This window comes from Mesorhizobium sp. M0152 (genome assembly GCF_040322415.1).
In the GTDB taxonomy this organism is placed as follows: domain Bacteria; phylum Pseudomonadota; class Alphaproteobacteria; order Rhizobiales; family Rhizobiaceae; genus Mesorhizobium.
In genome coordinates, this window is sequence record NZ_JAMYTH010000041.1 from 24,168 (window position 1) to 44,127 (window position 19,960).

General features: G+C 59.9%; 22 protein-coding genes and 2 pseudogenes. 15 read left to right on the forward strand and 9 right to left on the reverse strand.

Annotated elements, in window-relative coordinates; translation table 11 throughout:
* From NKJ26_RS28060 to NKJ26_RS28070, 3 genes are read right to left on the reverse strand one after another with little or no spacing between them, the layout of a single operon-like run.
* Entirely contained in the window at positions 1-1,038 is a 1,038-nt protein-coding gene (locus NKJ26_RS28060; protein WP_352698622.1) for an LLM class flavin-dependent oxidoreductase, read from the reverse strand.
* Positions 1,035-2,822, reverse strand: coding sequence for an alpha/beta fold hydrolase (locus tag NKJ26_RS28065; RefSeq protein ID WP_352698623.1), 1,788 nt, complete (start codon positions 2,820-2,822; stop codon positions 1,035-1,037). Before NKJ26_RS28065 ends, NKJ26_RS28060 begins: the two co-directional genes overlap by 4 nt.
* Positions 2,815-3,402: an amino acid synthesis family protein gene (locus NKJ26_RS28070; protein ID WP_352698625.1), complete on the reverse strand. Its 588-nt coding sequence runs from the start codon at positions 3,400-3,402 to the stop codon at positions 2,815-2,817. Before NKJ26_RS28070 ends, NKJ26_RS28065 begins: the two co-directional genes overlap by 8 nt.
* A gap of 133 nt (positions 3,403-3,535) precedes the next feature.
* On the opposite strand from NKJ26_RS28070, the gene NKJ26_RS28075 reads away from it, so the two are divergent.
* Positions 3,536-4,213, forward strand: coding sequence for a GntR family transcriptional regulator (locus tag NKJ26_RS28075; protein WP_352698655.1), 678 nt, complete (start codon positions 3,536-3,538; stop codon positions 4,211-4,213).
* Between the two features lie 28 nt (positions 4,214-4,241).
* On the opposite strand, the pseudogene NKJ26_RS28080 reads toward NKJ26_RS28075, so the two are convergent.
* Positions 4,242-4,463 (reverse strand): annotated as a pseudogene (locus NKJ26_RS28080) (serine dehydratase beta chain); the annotation flags it as partial.
* A 577-nt stretch (positions 4,464-5,040) separates the two neighbouring features.
* On the opposite strand from NKJ26_RS28080, the gene NKJ26_RS28085 reads away from it, so the two are divergent.
* On the forward strand, positions 5,041-5,226 hold the full coding sequence (locus tag NKJ26_RS28085) for a DUF3606 domain-containing protein (RefSeq protein ID WP_352698627.1): 186 nt from the start codon (positions 5,041-5,043) through the stop codon (positions 5,224-5,226).
* Between the two features lie 1,260 nt (positions 5,227-6,486).
* Positions 6,487-6,855 carry an ArsR/SmtB family transcription factor gene (locus NKJ26_RS28090; RefSeq protein WP_352698657.1) on the forward strand — a complete coding sequence of 123 codons (369 nt, stop codon included), beginning with the start codon at positions 6,487-6,489 and terminating at the stop codon, positions 6,853-6,855.
* A gap of 1,319 nt (positions 6,856-8,174) precedes the next feature.
* Here NKJ26_RS28090 and NKJ26_RS28095 read toward each other — a convergent pair.
* Positions 8,175-8,522: an ABC transporter permease subunit gene (locus NKJ26_RS28095; RefSeq protein ID WP_352698628.1), complete on the reverse strand. Its 348-nt coding sequence runs from the start codon at positions 8,520-8,522 to the stop codon at positions 8,175-8,177.
* Between the two features lie 32 nt (positions 8,523-8,554).
* Here NKJ26_RS28095 and NKJ26_RS28100 point away from each other — a divergent pair, with 32 nt between their 5' ends.
* Positions 8,555-8,962 carry a hypothetical protein gene (locus NKJ26_RS28100; protein ID WP_352698630.1) on the forward strand — a complete coding sequence of 136 codons (408 nt, stop codon included), beginning with the start codon at positions 8,555-8,557 and terminating at the stop codon, positions 8,960-8,962.
* 147 nt (positions 8,963-9,109) lie between these two features.
* Here NKJ26_RS28100 and NKJ26_RS28105 read toward each other — a convergent pair whose 3' ends face one another.
* Entirely contained in the window at positions 9,110-10,180 is a 1,071-nt protein-coding gene (locus NKJ26_RS28105; protein WP_352698632.1) for an NAD/NADP octopine/nopaline dehydrogenase family protein, read from the reverse strand.
* Positions 10,181-10,502: 322 nt separating this feature from the next.
* On the opposite strand from NKJ26_RS28105, the gene NKJ26_RS28110 reads away from it, so the two are divergent.
* The 8 genes from NKJ26_RS28110 (at position 10,503) to NKJ26_RS28145 (ending at position 17,123) form a co-directional block, all read left to right on the forward strand.
* Positions 10,503-11,474, forward strand: coding sequence for a LysR family transcriptional regulator (locus tag NKJ26_RS28110; protein ID WP_352698634.1), 972 nt, complete (start codon positions 10,503-10,505; stop codon positions 11,472-11,474).
* A complete protein-coding gene (locus NKJ26_RS28115; protein WP_352698636.1) occupies positions 11,471-12,940 on the forward strand; it encodes an NAD(P)-binding domain-containing protein in 1,470 nt (489 codons plus the stop codon). The genes NKJ26_RS28110 and NKJ26_RS28115 overlap by 4 nt, the downstream gene beginning before the upstream one ends.
* Positions 12,937-13,419: a CMD domain-containing protein gene (locus NKJ26_RS28120; RefSeq protein WP_352698638.1), complete on the forward strand. Its 483-nt coding sequence runs from the start codon at positions 12,937-12,939 to the stop codon at positions 13,417-13,419. Before NKJ26_RS28115 ends, NKJ26_RS28120 begins: the two co-directional genes overlap by 4 nt.
* Positions 13,416-13,979, forward strand: coding sequence for a peroxidase-related enzyme (locus NKJ26_RS28125; protein WP_352663534.1), 564 nt, complete (start codon positions 13,416-13,418; stop codon positions 13,977-13,979). The genes NKJ26_RS28120 and NKJ26_RS28125 overlap by 4 nt, the downstream gene beginning before the upstream one ends.
* A gap of 57 nt (positions 13,980-14,036) precedes the next feature.
* Positions 14,037-14,777, forward strand: coding sequence for an amino acid ABC transporter ATP-binding protein (locus NKJ26_RS28130; RefSeq protein WP_352698640.1), 741 nt, complete (start codon positions 14,037-14,039; stop codon positions 14,775-14,777).
* A gap of 24 nt (positions 14,778-14,801) precedes the next feature.
* The gene (locus tag NKJ26_RS28135) at positions 14,802-15,629 is read left to right on the forward strand and encodes a transporter substrate-binding domain-containing protein (RefSeq protein ID WP_352698642.1); all 828 of its coding nucleotides are present in this window, start codon (positions 14,802-14,804) and stop codon (positions 15,627-15,629) included.
* Between the two features lie 67 nt (positions 15,630-15,696).
* The gene (locus NKJ26_RS28140; protein ID WP_352499137.1) at positions 15,697-16,413 is read left to right on the forward strand and encodes an amino acid ABC transporter permease; all 717 of its coding nucleotides are present in this window, start codon (positions 15,697-15,699) and stop codon (positions 16,411-16,413) included.
* Positions 16,414-16,430: 17 nt separating this feature from the next.
* The gene (locus tag NKJ26_RS28145; protein WP_352698643.1) at positions 16,431-17,123 is read left to right on the forward strand and encodes an amino acid ABC transporter permease; all 693 of its coding nucleotides are present in this window, start codon (positions 16,431-16,433) and stop codon (positions 17,121-17,123) included.
* A 251-nt stretch (positions 17,124-17,374) separates the two neighbouring features.
* Here NKJ26_RS28145 and NKJ26_RS28150 read toward each other — a convergent pair whose 3' ends face one another.
* Both NKJ26_RS28150 and NKJ26_RS28155 read right to left on the reverse strand, forming a co-directional pair.
* Positions 17,375-17,608, reverse strand: coding sequence for a hypothetical protein (locus NKJ26_RS28150; RefSeq protein ID WP_352698645.1), 234 nt, complete (start codon positions 17,606-17,608; stop codon positions 17,375-17,377).
* Positions 17,586-17,792, reverse strand: a complete 207-nt coding sequence (locus tag NKJ26_RS28155) for a helix-turn-helix transcriptional regulator (protein ID WP_352698647.1) — start codon at positions 17,790-17,792, stop codon at positions 17,586-17,588. Before NKJ26_RS28155 ends, NKJ26_RS28150 begins: the two co-directional genes overlap by 23 nt.
* On the opposite strand from NKJ26_RS28155, the pseudogene NKJ26_RS28160 reads away from it, so the two are divergent.
* The 3 genes and pseudogenes from NKJ26_RS28160 to NKJ26_RS28170 form a co-directional block, all read left to right on the forward strand.
* Positions 17,715-17,992: pseudogene (locus NKJ26_RS28160) on the forward strand (aminotransferase class III-fold pyridoxal phosphate-dependent enzyme); the annotation flags it as partial. The gene NKJ26_RS28155 and the pseudogene NKJ26_RS28160 overlap by 78 nt on opposite strands.
* A 243-nt stretch (positions 17,993-18,235) precedes the next feature.
* On the forward strand, positions 18,236-18,886 hold the full coding sequence (locus tag NKJ26_RS28165; RefSeq protein ID WP_352698649.1) for an outer membrane protein: 651 nt from the start codon (positions 18,236-18,238) through the stop codon (positions 18,884-18,886).
* 423 nt (positions 18,887-19,309) lie between these two features.
* Positions 19,310-19,591, forward strand: coding sequence for a hypothetical protein (locus tag NKJ26_RS28170; RefSeq protein WP_352698651.1), 282 nt, complete (start codon positions 19,310-19,312; stop codon positions 19,589-19,591).
* Here NKJ26_RS28170 and NKJ26_RS28175 read toward each other — a convergent pair.
* Positions 19,557-19,784: a DNA ligase-like domain-containing protein gene (locus NKJ26_RS28175; protein ID WP_352698653.1), complete on the reverse strand. Its 228-nt coding sequence runs from the start codon at positions 19,782-19,784 to the stop codon at positions 19,557-19,559. The genes NKJ26_RS28170 and NKJ26_RS28175 overlap by 35 nt on opposite strands.
* Positions 19,785-19,960 lie beyond the last annotated feature (176 nt).

Below are 19,960 nucleotides of genomic sequence, written 5' to 3' on the forward strand. Positions count from 1 at the left end.
TCAGAGGAAGGCCGGCATCACCCGGTCGATGAACAGTTGCAGCGATTTTGTCTTGCGCTCGTGCGAGAGGCCGCTGTCGATCCAGATCGAATACTGGTCGTAGCCGAGCGCTTCGTAGGCCCTAAGCCGGGCAATGACCTCGTCGGCTTCGCCGATCACCAGGTTCTGCCGGATCTTGTTCGGCGCATATTGCGGCATGGCGGCGATTTCGTCTGAAGTCAGCGGTTCGAGCACGCCTTGACGCACCGGTTTCTTGTTCTGGAACAAAGCGCCGAACTGACAGTAGAAAGTCGACAGGTCCTGCGCGAGGCGGTCGGCGTCGGCCGCATCCTCGGCGACGAATGTGTGCATCAGAAGCATGATTTCCGGCCGGGTAATGCCGGGATGGGCCTCGCAGGCAGTGTTGAAACGCTGCATCAGGCTAATCACCTCGTCGTCACCGGACGCAAGCGGTGTCACCTGCACGTTGCATTTGTTGGCGACGGCGAAATCATGCGAGTTGGGATCGCGTGCCGCCACCCAGATCGGCGGATAGGGGTTTTGCAACGGCTTGGGTGAAGAGGTGGTTGGCGGGAAGGACCAGAACTCTCCGGAAAGCTCGAAGTCGCCGTCCCACAGGCCGCGGATCGCCGGCACCATCTCGCGCATGCGCTGGCCCGCGCCCCAGGCATCGAGCCCAGGAAAGAGGCGCTGATACTCATAGCTGTAGGCGCCGCGCGCGATGCCGATGTCGAGCCGTCCGCCTGTGATAACGTCGGCCATCGCCGCTTCGCCGGCAAGCTTGATCGGATGCCAGAACGGAGCGACGATGGTGCCCGTGCCGAGCCGGATGCGCTTCGTCTTGGCACCGAGATAGGCGATGTTGATGAACGGGTTCGGCGAGATGGTGAATTCCATGCCGTGGTGTTCGCCGATCCAGGCGGTTTCGAAGCCGGCCTGTTCGGCCAGAAGGACGAGCTCCTCAAGCTCGTGCACCAGATCCGAATGTGGCTTCGTCAGATCCGACCGTTCCATATGCACGAAGAGCGAAAACTTCATCTCTGGTCACCCTGATTGGAAGCGACGCTGGCAAGCGGCCGCACCTCGCCTTCGATCTCGTTGCCGACATAAACGCCGAAAGCATCCTGCGTGCACTCACGGACATAGCGCGCAAGCATTGAGCGGATTGCCGGATCGGCGATCTTCATCTCTTCGATCGCGTCGATCTCGACAAGCCGGATACTGTCGTCGCTGGAGGCAGGCACATCGAACGTGCCGCGATAGTAGACATGCGTTCGCGAGGTATTTCGGGCATCGTCCCAAACCGCGAAGAGAAAGCCGAGCTGGGCTTCGATGGCCCTTGCGGCAAGAAGCCCGTTGAGGCTCTTTTCGTCGCTTGCCGAGCCGAGCCCCCTGCCGTGCGGCAGTTCGTGGAAGCCGTCGGCCGTTTTGAGGAACAGGATCCTGCCGCCGTGTTCGAGAATGGCGCCGACATCGGTGCCGGGCTGGGCGGCGGCCATCGCCGCCTGGCTGAGCCCAGGCGCGACATACGCGCCACGGCAATAGCCGAGCGGTGGCGAGGAGTTGTGCGAGAAATCGCGCACGCGGCCGATCAGAATGGAATGATCGCCGGCTTCGACCAGCCGCTCCATATCGCAGTCGAATGCGGCGACCGAGCCGTCCAGCAAAGGGCTGCCAGTCTGTCCCGGGCGCCAGGCGACCGAGGCGAACTTGTCTGCCGCTTTCGAGGCGAAAATACCGGAGGCAGCTTTCTGGCTCTCGCTGAGGATGTTGATGGCAAAGCTTTTCGAGGTGGCGAATACTGGATGCCCCAACGCCTTGGTGGCGATACAGACGAGCACGAGTGGCGGCTCCAGCGATACCGAGGTGAAGGAGTTGGCGGTGAAGCCGCGCGGCTCGCCTCCTGGGCCGATTGTGGTGACGATGGTGACGCCGGTCAGGAAGGAACCCAACGCGCGCCGAAACTCGCCACTGGCGAAAACGGATTCCGTTTTTCCGACCTTTGCCTCCACGTCGCCCTCAAGAAAGTCGACAATGTGGCGCGTGGTCAGGTCGGGCGCGGTCACTGCCATCATGTGCTTTTGGCCGTCAAGCACGGCGCAGCGGCCTTGCGGCGCCAGACGCGCCATCGCGGCCGACATCACTGGTGAGGAATTCCTGTCTTCGGAGCCGGTCATGAATAGCGCCGGCACGGCGAGCGTCCCCAGGCGGTCGGCGTGATCGCCGTCGGCGCGGGCAAACAGGCGATAGGTGCGGGCGTAACCTTCCGGGTCGGCGTTATTCAGGGCCGCGGCCGTCTTTCGGGCAGCCGTCGACAGGTTTGCCGGCACCGGATTTCCGAACCAGCGTTCGATGGTCATGGCGGTGCCAGATGGATCGCCCTTGCCGTTCAAGGCGGCCGCGCGCTGACGAACGGCCTCGGCCAAATGCGGCGGGCGCCGAAATACTGCGTTGAGTGAGACGACGCGGCGGACGCGCTCCGGTGCGCGAAGCGCGAGTTCCTGGGCGACAAGCGCGCCCATTGAATGACCGATGACGAACGCCGCGTCGATGCCGAGATGGTCTAGCAGCCCGATGGCCTGGCCCGCATAGTCGGCCAGGTCCGGGTTCTCTCGCGGCAGCGGCGACTGCCCGTGACCGAGCATGTCGAGGGCGATCACATCCCAACGGTCGGCCATCCGCTCGATCTGCGGCTCCCAGATGGTTGCGTTCATGCCCACGCCATGAATGAGCAGCACCGGCGCGCCCGATCCGGCGCGGAGAAAGCCGGTGCCGTCCAGGGTCTTGCCCCTGATCCATGCCGGTGCCGCGGTGTCAGCCATGCAGGTCCCCGAGCTCCTTGAGGTCCTGGTAGCGATCCCCGATGCGGTGATGCGGGCGCCCACCGATGGAAGCGCCAAGCGCCACCACCAGTTCGTCGGGTGCGGGCGCGTCGCCGATCTGGAAATGCACGGTCAGATAGTGTGAACGTCGGCCCTCGTCGTTCTTATCCATCAAGGGGATCATGATTGGCGTGTTCGGCCCGCCGCGCAGATTGGTGAAGGCAAGATAGGTCTTGGCGCCGACAGCGCGGCGAAAATGATTGCCGAAATGCAGCGTATGGATCAGCGCCGATGCGTGTTCGATCTCTCCCGATGTGCCGCAGATGGCGGCCTTGCCGTAGCCTTCAATCGCCTCGCCCGTACCGGCGATCGCGATGACCTCGCGGGTCAGCAACTCACCCAACACCGGCGCACAGGCGCGGATTTCCGGGGAGAGATCCTCAGTGAAGCCACGCCCGGCCCAAGGGTTGGTCAGCACCGCGGCGACGCCGATCAGGCGCAGCGGTTTGGGTGCTGCCTTGCTGCCTTCGATGAGCGTGTTCTCGGAATAAGTCACGATCTTGCGAATGGCCGGGTGCATGGAATCCTCGATCGGTGATGCGCCTAAAGGGGTCACTTGTTTAACGCAAGTGTGGTATACCATAATATGGAACACCAATAAACTTGTCAATCGGCCATCGAATCTGATTTGGTGGCGGCGCAGGAGACCCGGGATGCCAGACGACTCGCTACGCATCGATCGCACCACCAAGACCTTGAGAACGCTGGCGCTGGAGCGCATGCGCGAGGCGATCATGGATTTTCATTTCCAGCCCGGCGAAAGGCTGATCGAGCGGCCGCTGTGCGATCAACTCGGCGTCAGCCGTTCGGTGGTGCGCGAGGTTCTGCGGCAGCTGGAAGCCGAGGGTTTGGTGCAGATGATCCCAGGGCACGGGCCGGCGGTGGCCAAGCCGGATCTCGGGCGCACCGATGAAATCTATGAATTGCGTGCGCTACTCGAAGGTATTGCGGCGCGCGCCTGCGCCATGTCCGCGACCGATGAGCAATTGGTCTTGCTCGATCGCGCTTTGGCCAACCTTTTTGAAGCCTGGGCATCCGGCAAACCGGCCGAGGTGATGCGGGCGACGACGAGTTTTTATGAAGTGCTGTTCGACGCGGCCGACAAGCGCGTGGCCTGGGAGATCGTGACCGGGCTCAACGTCCGCATCAACCAGCTCCGTTCCATGACGATTCTTTCGGCGAACCGCCGCGAGCCGGCGATCGCCGAGATGACCGCGATCATGGACGCGATCCGGTCACGCAAGCCGGAGGAGGCGGAAGCCGCGGCGCGACGGCATGTCGAATCGGCCTGGCAGATCGCCCGGCAGAAGCTGAGCCTTCATCCGCGTTAGCCGGGCCGTGGCAACCCGTCCCCCACAACTATTGATCCGTGTTTTGACCATTGGCCGACAAAAGCAGACGGCCGCCAGATTGCTTGCAGCGCTTGGCTCCGCGCCGGTATGTTTCGCAGCGTTCTGGTCTGGCGAGCCTGAGCAAGCGCTGTTCGGCCGCATCGACCTCGAGGTCGGCCGCTGTAAAGCCGAGAAGGCCGATCGCCGCTGCTCGGTCCGTCGGATGGCTCTTGCCCGTGAAGGCCAATGATCCATAAACGTTATTCGCAGGCTTTGCAGTCGGAACGTCCTCGCATGATGACGCAGCATCTCAGGAACCGCACTCTCATTTGACCCCATTATTTGGACCGAGGCCGATCTTGTAGATGACGAATACGCTAACGAACATCTGAACATTTCGCGCACGATGTCGAGCCTCTTGCTTCGCCATCCGTTTCCAGCGGCGAAGTCCATGTGCTGTCGTCGCATGACAATGCGCTCTTAACGCAAGCCAAAGGAGCCATCGAACAGGCCTCAAGAGCTCGCAGGACTTACGTCTTGGGTGTACACGCAAAGGTCTTGGAGTTGCGGTTTCGTTCATTGGACGTTCCGCTATATAATCCAGCAATAATAATCTCGGGCAACCCGGCCAACCATGAAAGAGACCTGCATCGGCAGTCGGACTTCATCGCCGATCTTTTGGCTGCGACCGCATCGTGTCGACGGAGCAGGTAACCACGGATTGACCCGCAACGCCCGCCCAGCGTCTCCCAGCAGCCAGTTAGTTGGCGCAAATGCATATGGGAACATTCGTTCGCGATCACTGTTCCTCTTAGGAGGTACGATCGATGACCGACAACAAGAGCAAGCGCGGTTTCCGCGACCGCGACCGCGTCTCAGCCGACGAGGAATACGAGGTCAAATACTTTGCCAAGCAGAACCGCATCTCGCCCGACGAGGTCCGCGAGCTTATACGCGAGCACGGCGAAGTTCGGGCGAAGCTGGTGCGGGAAGCCAGGAAGCTGCACGGATGACGGACGTTTCGCGACTCGGGCCCCTGCTCATCTCGGCCGGTGATCGCGGACGGCGGCCTTGTCGTTGGACGCTGGGCTTAACGAATCGTTGACCGCGCTGTCCTATTCTGAGACAGCGCGGCCAACCCGCCCTTGACTGCGCAGGCGGCTCCGGCACCCCAGCACCCCGCCGCAATGTCGGAGTCGCCACCCACACTCCATGCTAATATGCAAGCAATGGTTGAATTAACCGTTACCGAACGTGCTTTCCAACCCAACTTTCCCGATGATTAGATTTTGATGCATTGGGATCTCAGTTCCAGTCCGTCCGCAAGACGTTGCACGGAACCCGCGCTCAGCATAGCGCGTTGCATGGCCATCGCTCATACTGAGGATCCGGCAGTGTCAGAACACCTATCTCGCAAGCAAGAACGACGCGGCACCAGAAGGGTTCTCATGTGGGGCATCGCGATAGTCGCCGCCCTTTTTGTGGTGCTGCTGGCCATATTTCTTCTCGGGCCGTTTATATAGGACCTTGGAATGCGAACGAGGAAGCCCTGGCTTGACGCCCGCGCGGTCTACATGAAAGCGCGATCGGAGGCGTTAACCGGCTGCGCCGGAATGACATCAGCCGGCATTGAGAAACATTGCACCAGCAATGCCCTCCTGAGGAGGTTCATGGACCGACGCCCTACTAGGCATTCCAAGATGATTGCGTGCTAAAGTCGTCGCGGCGGATCTCGGTTCGTCCTTGCGGGGGGGGGTAACGAAGTTCTTTCTCATAGCTAAGATGCTTTGCCCGGCCGATCACCCGTTCAGCCGCCGCGACGATAGCTTCTTGGCACGCGGGAACACTCTGCTGACGCCGAAGTGTTTGAAGAGGCAGCACCTCCGCCCACAGATATTTATCCCGCTTGCAGTGCCCTGACGCTCCCCAGCGGTCTGGCGATACAGGCATCACAACATGGCAGTGTCGGTAGCTCCCGCGGTCGTAGCGCCATTGCTGCCAGTAGACCCACCACCTTCCGCGATCACGCCATAGGCGTCAACAGCGTCCCTGTTATCTTATCCGAGCGGCGGGCCTGAATTCCGCCTGGCCGGCGCTCCCCAAAGCCCACCGCAACGCTCGGCGCCGGCCCTCTTCATCCCTCAGCCGGCCCTTGCCGAAAGGTGTGCAATACAATGTTCGGTCGCGTGACGCAGGTCTCCCCCGGCACCATAGGTGGTCTAAGGCTGGGCCTGAAACTTTCAGGCCGTCGGAGTGCCGTTGTGAATCCCGGCATGCACGCCGGCTACGCGGCGCCGGCAGCCGCGCTGCTCGCCCTCCTGGCAAATGAGAAGCGGCTGTTGGCCCTAGACCTTCTCACCCGGAGTGAAATGTCGGTCGGCGAGTTGGCGAAGCTGGTCGGGTTGAGCGCTTCCGCGCTTTCCCAACATCTGAGCAAGCTTCGGCAGCTCGGATTGGTTACGACAAGGCGCCACCAACAGACCATCTACTACTCGTGCGCGTCTGGGCCTGTTCGAGCAATCATTAGTCTGCTGCTGCGAGAGTTCGGAAAATCCAGACGCTCATCACGCGGCCGTCTGCCGAACGACCAATCTTGGCGATCGGGAGCGCCGCCCACAATCTTGCAATCGCTCGGGGAATAAAGTCGGCGACGAAGTGGCGATCGCAACGGTTCTGAATCGCGTCGCTGACGACCACGTCTGGCGTACTGAGCCGGCTGAGGGTTAGTTCCCGCTAACGCGAAATGATCGTGTCATCCGTGGCCGCCCAGGAGCGGCTGCAGCGTCCCGGCAGGCATCGAGTGCGCCGCCGCAATCCCCGCATTTCAGGTATCCTCCCCTCTTGGCTTGGCCTGACTTTGCTTCCTCGGGGACCGCCCTGTTCGCGCTCCTTTGCTGTGTGACATCCGAGAGCCGCGACTCCGGTTCAGACAAGATCCGCCGGTGTCGGAATGGTTGCCGTCGAAATGGCCCATTTCGTATAGGCGACCAGAGAAAAGGTTCGCCGCCACCTATGGCAGTGGGTGAGGCTGCGCAAACGTTCATGGGCTTGATCCAGGACCTAAGTCCGCAGTTCGATGCGACCAAGGGCTAGCCGCGGAACGTTTGAAGGGTTCCTCACGTTCATGTCCGAGGGTTCTTCTAAGGTGAAAAGGAGAACGTCATGGCTGACCGCCCAACTGTCGTTAATACAGGCGGAGGTGGCAATGTAGTCCTCGCCATCGTTCTGGCTGTTGTGGCCATATTTATTCTGCTGTTGGTTACAGGTGTCATCGACGTCGGTGGCGGGGGCGGCAAGGACGTCAATGTGAAGGTTGACGCGCCTGCCATCGAAACACCTGCCGCGCCGGCCCCGGCTGCAAAAGCCCCGGCGCCTGCAGAGCCTGCTCCAGCGACGCCGGCTCCAGCGCCTGCACCGGCACCCGCTGCACCGGCCCCGACCAACGGTGGTTAGTTCAACTCACCGTTCTAGGTGGCGGCAAGACAACGGCCCCATCGGCATCAGAGCAGATGGGGCCGCCTTGCGCCTTGCCCCATCCAAATGTTGGTGTCGGCAGGGTCGTTTGATCGAGCCAACCGCCCATGAGCACCCGCGGTTCCGACTTCCCTGGTGAACGCTCACGGTTTCTTCTCCTGATCATCGCTGACCATGAATGGGCGGCTTACCAGAAACACCTGCACCGCTCTCGGTCAGATTTTCCGGCTGGCCAGAAGCCGTGTAAGCCAGTCCGGATCCATTTCAGGCACGGATGAAAGAAGCCTTTCAGTATAAGCTGCATGCGGGGGCGCAAGAACTTCGCTCTTCAAACCCTGATCAATGACTTTCCCCTGATGCATGACGACGCTTCAGCGTCAGACCGACCCCGCGGACGATGGGATGCCACCGCTCATCCGAAAAACCCTCAACATACAGGTCGCGGACCTCGAGCAGATCCTTTCCTCTTTCATGCGAAACGTGTCCGCTATTTTTCATCGCGTAACCCGCTTGTTACGTGCAGGAACCAGTCGACGACGAAATTCACGGACACCGTAAGGAGTGCGATCGCGCCGGCCGGCAGTAGCGGCGTGACGTCGCCATAGGTGATTAACGTCGCGTTCTCGCGCACCATCGATCCCCAGTCGGCCGTAGGCGGCTGAATGCCGACGCCGAGGAAGGACAACGCTGCAATGGTGAGGAAAACGAAGCAAAATCGCAGACCGAACTCCGCGATCAGCGGCGGCATCACGTTGGGAAGGATTTCCTTGAGGATGATCCACTTTGGACCCCTCCTCATTGCCCTTACCGCCGAACAGCCCGCGTCGCAGCTCATCTCCAACTGGGGAGGCTGTTGCCCAAGACAATGTGACAGTTGGAGAGAGTGCTCCTGCCGAGGCTCCGGCCATTGCTGCAGCGCCTGTCGCCGAAGCAACCTCGGAAGTCCCGATCCGCCCAGATGAAAGGCAAGACGAGCTATCCTTCACCTTGGCGCCAGGCCAAGGTGCCGAAGTCAAGCTCGTGATGCGGCAGGGCGCCAAGGCAAACTTTTCCTGGACAGCTGACGGTGGCGTGGTGAACTTCGAGACGCACGGCGATGGCGGCGGTCAGTCCGTCAGCTACGAAAAAGGTCGCCGCGTTCCCGCTGACGAAGGTGCCATTGAAGCCGCCTTCGACGGAAATCACGGTTGGTTCTGGCGGAATCGCGGCGACAGAGAAGTAACGCTGACGATCACGACAGAAGGGAACTACATCGACATCAAGCGCCTGATCTAGCGCTGCGGGCTCCGATATAAGAACGGAAGCCGATCCGTCGGCTTCCGCAACAAGATGCAGCGGATTGATCAGAGATGAGAGCGGGTTGATTGACGCGTCACGGGAAGTCTGGCTGTCCGGTTGCCCGCGTCATCATCTGAAGAGTCGCTAAAAGCCCTTACGGCAAAGGTTCTCCAGATCCACTTTTCCTATTCCTTCGATGCCGAGCGCAGGAAGGATATCATTGTCTGCCTTAAGATCGCGACCATAAGCCGCCGAGAATATCGCAATTCCAGCCTCATGGAGGATCGCTGGGTTTCCGCTGATCTTCCCCAAGAATACCGTCGGCAGCAGCCCGAAAGGAACGTCTTCCAGAACATAGCGACTTTCGATAGTTGACGGGCCGAAGCCGCCGCGGCCTTGGCGATCCATCTCCTGGTTCATTTCCGAAACGGTGCCCATAGGGACGTGAAACGACAATGAAAAATGCTCTTCAACTGTGCGCACGGCAATTCCAAAACGGGCGGCGATCGCCGATCGTTCCGCGTCCAGCGCCTCGATAAAGCGGCCGACAGCCGGCGTGACGTTTCCGGCCTGGCTCCATTGTTCTCCCTTCTCCATGCGTGTGAGATTAAGAAGGGCGATCCCGAGATGGTTCTGCGGATTGAGGTTGCTGAGCGCGATAGCAAGCATGCCGTCGCGCATGACGAAACGATCTCCAAACAGGGTCGTGCAAAGTCGGAACCCTTGGTCCATCGCGTCGAACGGGAGCGTCGCGACATCGAGCTTCTGGCGAACACTGGCGACATGGACTTCTGTCGGCCCGGACTGGCGGCCTGTCACCAGCGTTGTGCCCCAGACGACGATCGGCAGACTAACCTTGCGTTGCGCCAACTGCCTGGAGAGATACAGCGCTCCGAAGGAACTGTGAGAACTGATGATTACCGGCATTCCCTCCCTCAGATAAGGAGCGGCAGCATCCATCACTTTCTTGTGCCCATTAGCCGGCAGCGCGATCATCACAACGTCTGCAGTGGCAACAGCCTCTTTACAATCCTTGGCGATACGCACCGACACCGTTGCCTCGATAGCGCCCGTGGCAGTTAGCGATTCGCCGGTGGCCAGTGCCTTGGTGCGCTCTCCCGACGGCGACCAAAGCATTGGATCGTGCCCCGCCTCCGCCAGGTAGGCAGCAAGGCCGTAAGCAATTGCGCCGGCCCCCAGAATACTCACCCGCATAGGAGTTCTCCTGTTCCAGTCTTTATGGATCGCAACGCGGCGAACGCCATCGCATGCACGGCCAGCAGGCAGGCACAACTCGATCGAAACCTATCGCTTCCTTGAGCCTGGCCATCCATGAAAATCGTCATCCATGGGGTTCAGCTGGAACGCTTTCGAGCCACATGGCCGAGACGGCCGACGACGCCCTGTGGGCTTGCGTATCATTCCGATCGTACGGCGAATCACCGAGGCGTCTCCAGCTATGTTCCATTTCCGCCTTGACATATATCAAATCTGCATGAGACGATCGTACTCATACACAATGCGCATGTAGGCGTAAATGGAAACACGAGATCTCCAAGCCTTTCTTGCCGTTGCCGCCAACGGCAGCATCACCAAGGCTGCCGCGATGCTCGGGTGTTCCCAGCCTTCGGTCACACGCACCATTCAGGATCTTGAGGCGGAGCTCGGCTTCGAATTGCTGCACCGTGTCGGTCGGCGGGTGCAGTTATCCGAGGAGGGTGTGGCCTTCGAAGAGGAGGCGCGGCGTTTGCTGATGTCCTTCACCGAGCTTGCCGCGCGGGCCAAGATAATTGCCGCCGGCCGTGGACGAATCCTGCAGATTGTTACCACCTCTGCGATCGGTACTGGCTTGATCCCGACGGCAATGGCTGAGCTCAAAGGTGTCGAGCTTCCGCACGAGACGCATCTCGGGCTGTTTCTTCCCTCGATCGTCGCCCAGGAAGTGCGTAGCGGACGTGCCGAGATCGGGTTTTCAAGCCTGCCGCTCGATACGCCCGGTCTGGATGTCCTGCGGCTCTATTCGGCGCCTGATGTTGCCGCCGTGCGGGAGGACGATCCGCTGGCTGAACTTGACGTCATACCGCTTTCCGCCTTTGCCGGTCGCCGCGTCGCCACATTGCTCAACCCCCTACGTTTCCAGTTGCACGTCTCCAAGGCATTGGCGGCCAAGGGCATCGACACCGGGCCGGTGATCCGGACGAATACTGCATATGGAGCGTTGCAGATCGTTCGGCGGACTGGCGTTGCGGCCGTCATCGATCCCCTCACCGCCTATGGCGTGGCCCTGCCTGGGGTCGTCATTCGCCCGATCGACGTGACCGTCCTTTTCTATTGGGGCGTTGTGGCTGCCGAGAAACGCCCCCTTCGTCCAGTCGCGCAGGCGTTGATGGATGCGGTCGAGGCGGTGGCTGAACGGTCGATCGTCGGCTTCAAGAAACTAGATCCGACCCTCGCTGGCCAATTGGTGAGCGATCCTGCATCCGGCACAAATCACGGAACAGGAATATGAAGCATACCGCCGCCGCGCCAACGCCGATAGGTCTTGCTGCGCTCGAAGCACAGCTCGCGCAGGATCTCGAGTTTCTCGAACTGCCCGCCAAGCCATGGGTTCCCGCGCGTTCGCACGACAGCGTGCCGGTCCGTGATGTCGTTGTCATCGGCGCCGGCATGTGCGGACTTGCTGCCACGGCAAAGCTGGTGCTGACCGGGATAACCAATGTCGTGGCCTATGATGCGGCGCCGGCCGGGCTCGAAGGACCGTGGGTAACGTTTGCCCGCATGCAAACGCTCCGGTCGCCGAAAACCCTGCACGGTCCGTCGCTCGGCCTGCCGCAATTGACGTTCCGCGCCTGGTTCACGGCGCAATGGGGCGTTGAGGCCTGGCGCTCGCTGGACAAAATCCCCAAGGGCCAGTGGATGGACTACCTGGTCTGGTATCGCAAGGTTCTCGGTCTGCCGGTGCGCAACAGCGTGCGTATGACCGGACTGGCACCTGTTGGAGATCTGATTGCGATCGATATCGACGGCGCGGAAACCGGCCGGGTTCTCACCCGTCGTCTCGTTCTGGCCACCGGTCGGTCCGGGTTGGGCGGTTTTGCCGTGCCCGATTTCCTCAGTGGCGTCGATCGCGCCTATTGGGCCCATTCTGCCGATGACATCGACTTCGACACGCTGAAAGGCAAGCGTGTGGCGGTGATCGGCGCTGGCGCCTCTTCCATGGATAATGCCGCAACGGCACTCGAGGCGGGAGCCGGCTCTGTCGACATGTTGATCCGGCGCAAGGAAATGCCGCGCATCAACAAGCTGACCGGCATTGGCAGTCCGGGTGTTGTACTCGGCATGCATCACTTGCCCGACGCCTGGAAGTGGAAATTCTTCGATTATACCGCCTCGACCCAGACACCGCCGCCGCGTTCATCGACACTCCGCGTGTCTCGCCACCCCAATGCTCGGTTCCTCCTCGACTGCGGCATAGTTGCGGTGAAGGAGGAGGCAGGGACCCTGCTGGTGGAAACCACGCAGGGACCGTTGCGCTACGACTTCCTGATCGCGGCAACCGGCTTTTCAAATGACTTCAGCGGCCGCCCGGAATTCGCGGCGATCGCCCCACATATCCGCACGTGGTCGGATGGCCGATATACGCCGGATATGGGGCCGGCTCGTGCAGGCATGTCGGACACGCCGGATCTCGGTCCGGCGTTCGAGTTTCGCGAACGCGTCCCCGGCTCCTGCCCGATGCTAGCACATATCCACTGCTTCAACGACGCCGCCATGCTGACGCACGGCAAGGTCTCCGGCGACATCCCGGCCGTCAGCGCCGGTGCCGACCGTCTTGTGCGCGGCATCGCATCTTCACTTTTTGCCGAGGATGTCGAAACCCACTTCGCCAATCTGATCGCCTACGACACGCCCGAACTTCTGGGCGACGAATGGGTCGATTCAACTCCCTTGCTGCAGAAGGAGGCTGCGTTGTGATCGACGCGATGGACAAGGCTGCCGGCCTTTCACCGGATGATACCCTCTTCGCCACAAGGCGGTTTCGGCCCGAATTCGTGCGAGGGGCAGAAGAATGTCGCCTCTCAGTGCTGCACCCGGCAACCGATCAGGGGCTGGCGCCGAATTTGCGTATTGCTCTTGCCCGTCGCATGGCGGCCCTGAACGCCGATCCGGTCTTGGTGGCCGAATATGATGTGCAGCTGGCTCAGCTTGGTCCGACCGAGCAGCTTCTGGCCTTGGCCCAGGGGGAAACGGATTTGAATGAACCTTTGGCGACCATCGTTCGTCATGTTGACCTGGTCACCCTGACGCCAAAAAAGGCCGAAGCGAGCCATATCGCTCTCCTGGAGAAGGCTGGATTGAACAATCCTCAGATCGTCGCGCTCTCCGAACTGATTGCCTTTGTCAACTTCCAGACACGGGTGGCGACCGGCTTGCGATTGATGAGGTCGTCATGATTTCCTCGGTGCGCCTGAAGCCGCTGAACTGGCAGCCATACATCGCGCCGGTCGAGCTGTCCGAGGCCACGCCGGAACAGCTCGATGCGATGAAGGTTACGCCCTCCGCCAAGAAAGTTTCGGAATATGTACGGACCCTTGTCCATGATCCGGAAAGCTATCTTGCCCGCACGGTTCTGTTCAACGCGATCATGTATGTCGAGGGCGGGCTCGCCCGTCCCGATCGCGAACTTGGCGCATTGGGCGCATCAATGGTCAATGGCTGCAAATTCTGTGCCGTTGTTCACGCCCGCCGACATGCGGAGTTGACCAAGAGCGACGATGTGGTCACCGCGCTGTACCTCGACAAACCCGAAAAGCTTGGGCCGCGCGATGCGGCAATCTACAGTTTTGCCCGCCGCCTGTCGGCGGCCCCGTCGGAAGCGACGGCAGACGATATCGCCGCGCTTCGATCAGTCGGCATGGATGACCGCGAGATCATCGACCTGATCCACGCCATATCGATCTTCGGCTGGGCAAACCGGCTGATGCACGTTCTGGGCCATGCGGAGAGCGGGTGATGATATCGCATACGGTCAAACCAGTCCGTCCCACACTTTCCGAAGGGCTAACCAGCAATGCTTGGACTCAAAGATGTAAAGCTGTCTTACGGAAGCACCCAGGTTCTGAACGGCGTCAATCTATCGGTAAAGCGGGGTGACGTGGTGTCGATCATCGGCCCCAGCGGCACCGGCAAGACCACGTTGCTGAAATGCATCAACTACCTGGCCAAGCCGTCCTCAGGAACCATCGCGTTCGATCAGATTCGGATGGATTACCAGCGTGCCGACAAGGCCGCTGTCCAGGCGATCCGGTTGCGAACGGCGATGGTCTTTCAGCAATTCAACGTCTTCAAGAACATGACCGTCGTGCAGAACGTGATGGATCCCCTGGTCGTCGTGCAGCGCAAGTCAGCGGACGAGGCGCGGGAGATCGCCTTGCGGGAGCTCGAGCGGGTCGGCCTCACCCCGAAGCGAGATAGCTATCCCTCCCAACTGTCGGGCGGCCAGCTCCAGCGCACCGGCATCGCGCGCGCCCTGGCGGTTCGCCCCGACGTGATACTCTTCGATGAGCCTACGTCATCGCTAGATCCCGAGCTCGTCGGTGAAGTTCTAAAGGTGATCAAGGATGTCACCTCGTCAGGGATCACTTCGCTGCTTGTGACCCACGAGATGCAATTCGCAAAGAACATCTCCAACCGGATCGTCTTCATGGATCGTGGCGTGGTTGCCGCCGATGGCAGCCCGGCCGAAATCTTCGATTCACCTTCCAGCCCGCGACTTGCTCAATTTCTGCAGTCCGAACTCGCTTTTCAATAGCTCAACAAGAAGGGAACCCAAGAAATGTCTGCAATCAAATCCAGTTTTTCGCGTCGCTATGCCCTGGCCGTCGCCAGCGGCATCGCAATCGCCCTTGCAACCGTGGGGATCAGTCACGGCGAAACGGTCCGGACGATCAAGATCGCGACATCTGCCGAATCCAAGCCGCTGGCATGGGGCGCGATCGGCGTCGAGCCGCAAGGCTATGAGCCCGATCTGCTGAGGGCGATCAACGCAAAGCTGCCGCAATACAAGTTCGAAATGGAAGGTGTCTCGGATATCGCGCAGGAAACTGGCCTCGCCACGGGCAAGTACGACATCGCGGTGGGTGGCTACTACAAGTCCCCCGAGCGCGCCAAGCAATTCCTCATTCCGGAAAATCCTATGGGCGCCAGCCTGATGAAGATTTACAGCAAGAAAGACAGCGGCATTAAGGAAATGAAAGACCTGGTCGGCAAGAGGATCGTTCCGACCACGGCCGGCGGTGGAACCTACAAGTTCATCATGAATTGGCAGAAAGAAAATCCGCAATACAAGCTTGACGTGACGGCGTCGAGTGCCGGTATTCCCTACCCGAACCGGCTTGACGAAGTTCAGAATGGCAAGTTCGACGCTCTCGTCCTGCCGTCGAATCTCGGTGAGCAGACCGTCATCGAGCAAAAGAAACTCGATATCGTGGCGTCCGAACCAGTGTTCAGCAACAACACCTACATGCTGATCCACAGATCTGACGAGAACAAGGTTCTGGCCGACGATGTGAACAAGGTTCTCAAGGAATTGAAAGACGACGGCACGATCGAAAAGCTCTCGCAGAAGTGGTTCGGCGAGGGCATCGTCCAGTACATGAAATAGCACGGCCGTCGACGACCATATTCGCTAGTCAGCGGCAAGGCTGAATTGCAAGAAGGAGCGTTTCAAAGTGGATGTATCTGCTATGATTCCCGAGTTGCTCTCGGCATTGCCGCTGACGCTCGCCATCACGTTTACAGCCCTCATTTCCGGGTTCTGCCTGGCTCTCATCGCGACAACCCTCCGGGTCCGCAGGGTGCCAGTCATCAGTCACCTGGTGGACCTCTACGTGTCCTATGCCCGGAGTGTCCCTGTCGTACTGCAGTTGTTCGTCGCGTTTTATGGGCTTCCACTGTTGGTGATCCTGTTCGGCGCCAAAGATTTTATTTCGGCGACGATGGCTGCCATGGTGGGGTTGAGCCTCTACCACGGCGGCTATCTGTCGGAAGTCATGCGGCCTGCATACCTGGCCGTCGATCGCGGCCAGCACGATGCGGCCGACAGCCTTGGATATACGTTCCGACAGAAAATTACTCGCGTCGTCGGCCCGCAAGCGGTGCACTTCGCTTTGCCGGGCTATGGGAACTCCATCATCTACCTGATCCATAACGTTGCGCTGGTCATGTACATCGGGGCGGCCGACGTCATGGCGACTGCGCATCTGATCATGGAGCGCGACTACAACCAGTTCCAGTTCGAAACCTACCTCGTCCTGGCGGTCATCTATTCGCTGATGTGCCTCGTCGCATGGCTCATCGTGCGCTTCTTCGAGCTCCGATCACCGATGCAAGCGCCTGAGGCGACAACAACAACTCCGATCAAGAACGAGCTCCTCGCGAGCGTCTGACGTAAGGGTATTCAACCATGTTTGATACCGATATTTTGCTCCAGGACACGCAGGAAATTCTGAGTGCCGTACCCGTGACGATTGGAATGGCGCTCATGATTTTCGTCCTGTCGACGATAGTCGGCAGCATATTCGCGCTTATCGAATACAGACGGGTGCCGGTGCTGCGAGAGCTCATCATGACTTACAAGATCGTCTTCAAGGGCGTTCCGATGGTCATCGTGATTTTCCTCGCCTATTTCGGTCTGCCGCCCGCATTCCAGTTCCTGTTCTCATTGCTCGGGATCAACTTCAACGCCCACGAAACCCCCAATTGGGTCATCCTTGTAGCTGCGATTACCGGCTGTGTCGCCGCGTTCCAATCGGAGATTATCAAGGGAGCCCTGAATGCATTCGACACCGGTCAGTCGGACGCAGCCCATTCGCTGGGCTATACGAGCGGCCAACTGTTCCGGCGTATCCTATTTCCCCAGGTGGCCCTCACGGCAATTCCCGACCTCACAACCTCGATGATGGTCATCATGAAGGCGCTTTCTCTCGGATTCGCCATCGAGGTTGTCGATATCTTCGCCCAGTCCCAGCTGACCGCCGCGCTGAACTACTACTACCTCGAAGCCTTCGTGATTGCCGTCGTGATCTACATGGTGATTGCCTATCTCGTCACCCAGATTGCCGACAGGCTGGAGCAAGCCCTTAGGGTACGGACGTGAGGACAAATATGTGGGCCTGGATCGCCAAGCTTCGGATATCGAGCCGCACCTTGGAGGCAATTCTGTTGGGCATGAAAAGCCCGAGGAGAAGCCCTAATAGCCGATTTTTGTATCGTTAATTTGATACGATTTGAGCAACAGCATCGTTTGCGGCTGCCGGTCGGCTTCATGCCGCCTGGAGCGAACGCGGCGTGGAGCAAATAGACTAAGCTTCCATGCCCAGTAGCATTCTCCATCGGCACTCACGGATGTCACATATTTGTTGAGGTGGATTCTGGGCCGATCTGGAGGGATTCCCCTTTGAAGGCCGCCGAAGTCAACGTCAGCCCAACTGCCTTCAGCGCCTTCACCTGCTCCAGCGCGACTTTGACAAGCCGCGGCGTCAGCTGGCGCGCCGTCTCGAGGAGCTCGGCCTCAAGTTCCGCCCGCTCGCGCGTAATGGCGTGTCTCTTTTCCACGCCTTCAAAAAAGTCGGTCAATAGCATCTTGCATCTTGAGGATGCGCGCAAGCTCAGCGAGCGTCGCGATGCTGGGCAGCTGTTTGCCGCGTTCGATATTGGAAATGCTCTCAGGGGTGCGCCCAACACGGTCATGGGCGCGGCGATCGTGTCCGACCGTGTCTATGAGGTCATCGCGGACGGTACGGCCGACGGGTCGGTGTTCGGCCATCGCTTGACCTATCCCGGCGATCCCGTGAGCGCTGCCGTCGGGCTCGAGGTCATGCGGCTCTATCAGGAGGGCGGCCTGCTTGAAAATGGCCAACGGGTCGGCGCGTTTTTGAGCGGCGGTTGGGAGAGTTTCGCGATCACCCACTGGTCGGCGACGTGCGCTCGATCGGCCTGCTGGGCGCTATCGAACTCGTTGCCGACCCACCGAGCTGACGGCGACCGGTATCTTTGAGAATCTGCAATGTCCGACCACCTCCTGCCCCGCCAGAAGAAGCCGAAGCCGATCGTCGTCGTTGCCGCACTCTGATTCGATCTTGGTCGCTCTGCGAAGCGTCACGGGCGGCGCACGAAGTTTTTGCTTGACCTGTGACTTTCCCGCTACAGACAAAATCGTGGATGCTGTCATACCCCTTCAGTGCACACATTTCGTTAGCGGGGATTTCGATGAAAAGATTCTTACTCGCCTCTGTTTTTGGCCTCGCACTCTGTGTGCCTGTGATGGCTGCGGATATCGTTTCGCCTGTCGAAACCCCAGAATGGACGTGGCAAGGTGCTTACGCGGGTGTCTTTGGCGCCGGCACCCTTGAGCACTACAAGATTCACGCGCCGGGCATTGGGGCAGCCACGCACAATGTCGGATCGGCAGCGATCGGAGGCTTTGCAGGCTACAACTTCCAATCAGGCAAGGTCGTCTACGGTGTCGAAGGCGAGCTTGGCTATCGCTTCAAGAAGAACACTTTCGATGACATTCCCGGGGCGGGCGTCCTCGATGCGTCAACAGGATTGTTCGGTTCGTTGAAAGGTCGGGTTGGCGTCGATATGGGGTCGTATCTGCCTTTCATCACGGCAGGTGTCACCGCAGCGAAGCTCAAGACTTTCTATCCTGGTGGCGCGGCTGAACGCGACGCGACGATTGTCGGTGGCATTGTGGGTGCGGGTGTCGATGTCGCGCTTACCCACAACGTTTTCCTGCGTGGCGAGTATGATTTCTCCTTCTTCGGCAAGAAGTCGCTAGAATATTGCGGCGGCGGATGCACACTTGAACACACGGTTCAGACGCACGATTTCCGCGTCGGCATCGCCATGAAATTCTAGCTGGCACGGCGTAACTTGGGGGGCATGGCCCTCTGTGGACGCGTTTATGCCTATTCTCCCGGAAACGCTGGTGAGAGGCTACAGATTTGTGCGGCGCCGGTTGCGGGGCCGGACCAGTTGCGGGAGCCTTGGTCAGGTAGTTGCCTGCGCAGTTGTGAAGACCGACCCACACAGTAGCGCCTAGCAAAAACACCATTATCAACCGCGAAGGATTTGATGGCATGTCGACGCTTTCGATGACGCGGATGCGGCAAACGGCCCGCAAGTCTTATCGTTCCGCAATGTAGCCTTCCGGACCCTAGGATTTGCGTTCCACGTTGCCAGAGGCGTCAGCGCATGCTCCCGGCCAATAGGCCGAAGCGGCGAACAAATCCTCCGCGGGCAGGTCGAAGATCATTCCTCCCGGAAATCCTGAAAGGAAGCGTGTCGAAGATCCTCCTCACCACGGAGATGCTTCACGCGGCCGATGATGCCTGGTTTGATCCATTGCGTCGCCGGCCGCTTCATGCCCTTTGGCGCCGGGCCGGCATGCTCCTGGACACGCTTCCAAAGCCGCTCACGGATGGCGCGGCTGGAATTGATGAAGGCAGAGCCCACATATTTGCGCGTGCCCAGCTCGCCCATCAGGGCGAACGCAGGTTTCCCGGCCTCCCTCTCGACGCCAAGCAGTTCAAATTCGTCGACAGCGAAAGCCTTGCTCTTTAGCCAGGCCGTCGTGTTGCCGCTTCGGTATTTGCTGCCCTTGCTTCGAAACCATCCCCTCCAGGCCCGCCTTATCGATCAGATGGAAGATTTCCTTCGCTCCGCCGGCAAGCGCTTCGCTGAATTGGATCCGCTGCCCCTCAGCGATCATCTCTGCAAGGATCTCGCGCCGGTCCTCCAGAGGCATGTCCCGCAAGTCTTGCCCATTGGCGTGCAGCAGGTCGAAGGCGACGAAATAGAGGTCGTGCTGGCGCCGGGTGATGGCTTTGCCTAGCGCACCGAAGTCGGACAGGCCGTGATCGTTGAGACGACGATCTCGCCGTCGAGGATTGCGCTCTCACCGTCGAGATCGGCGGCAGCTTTTGCAAGGTC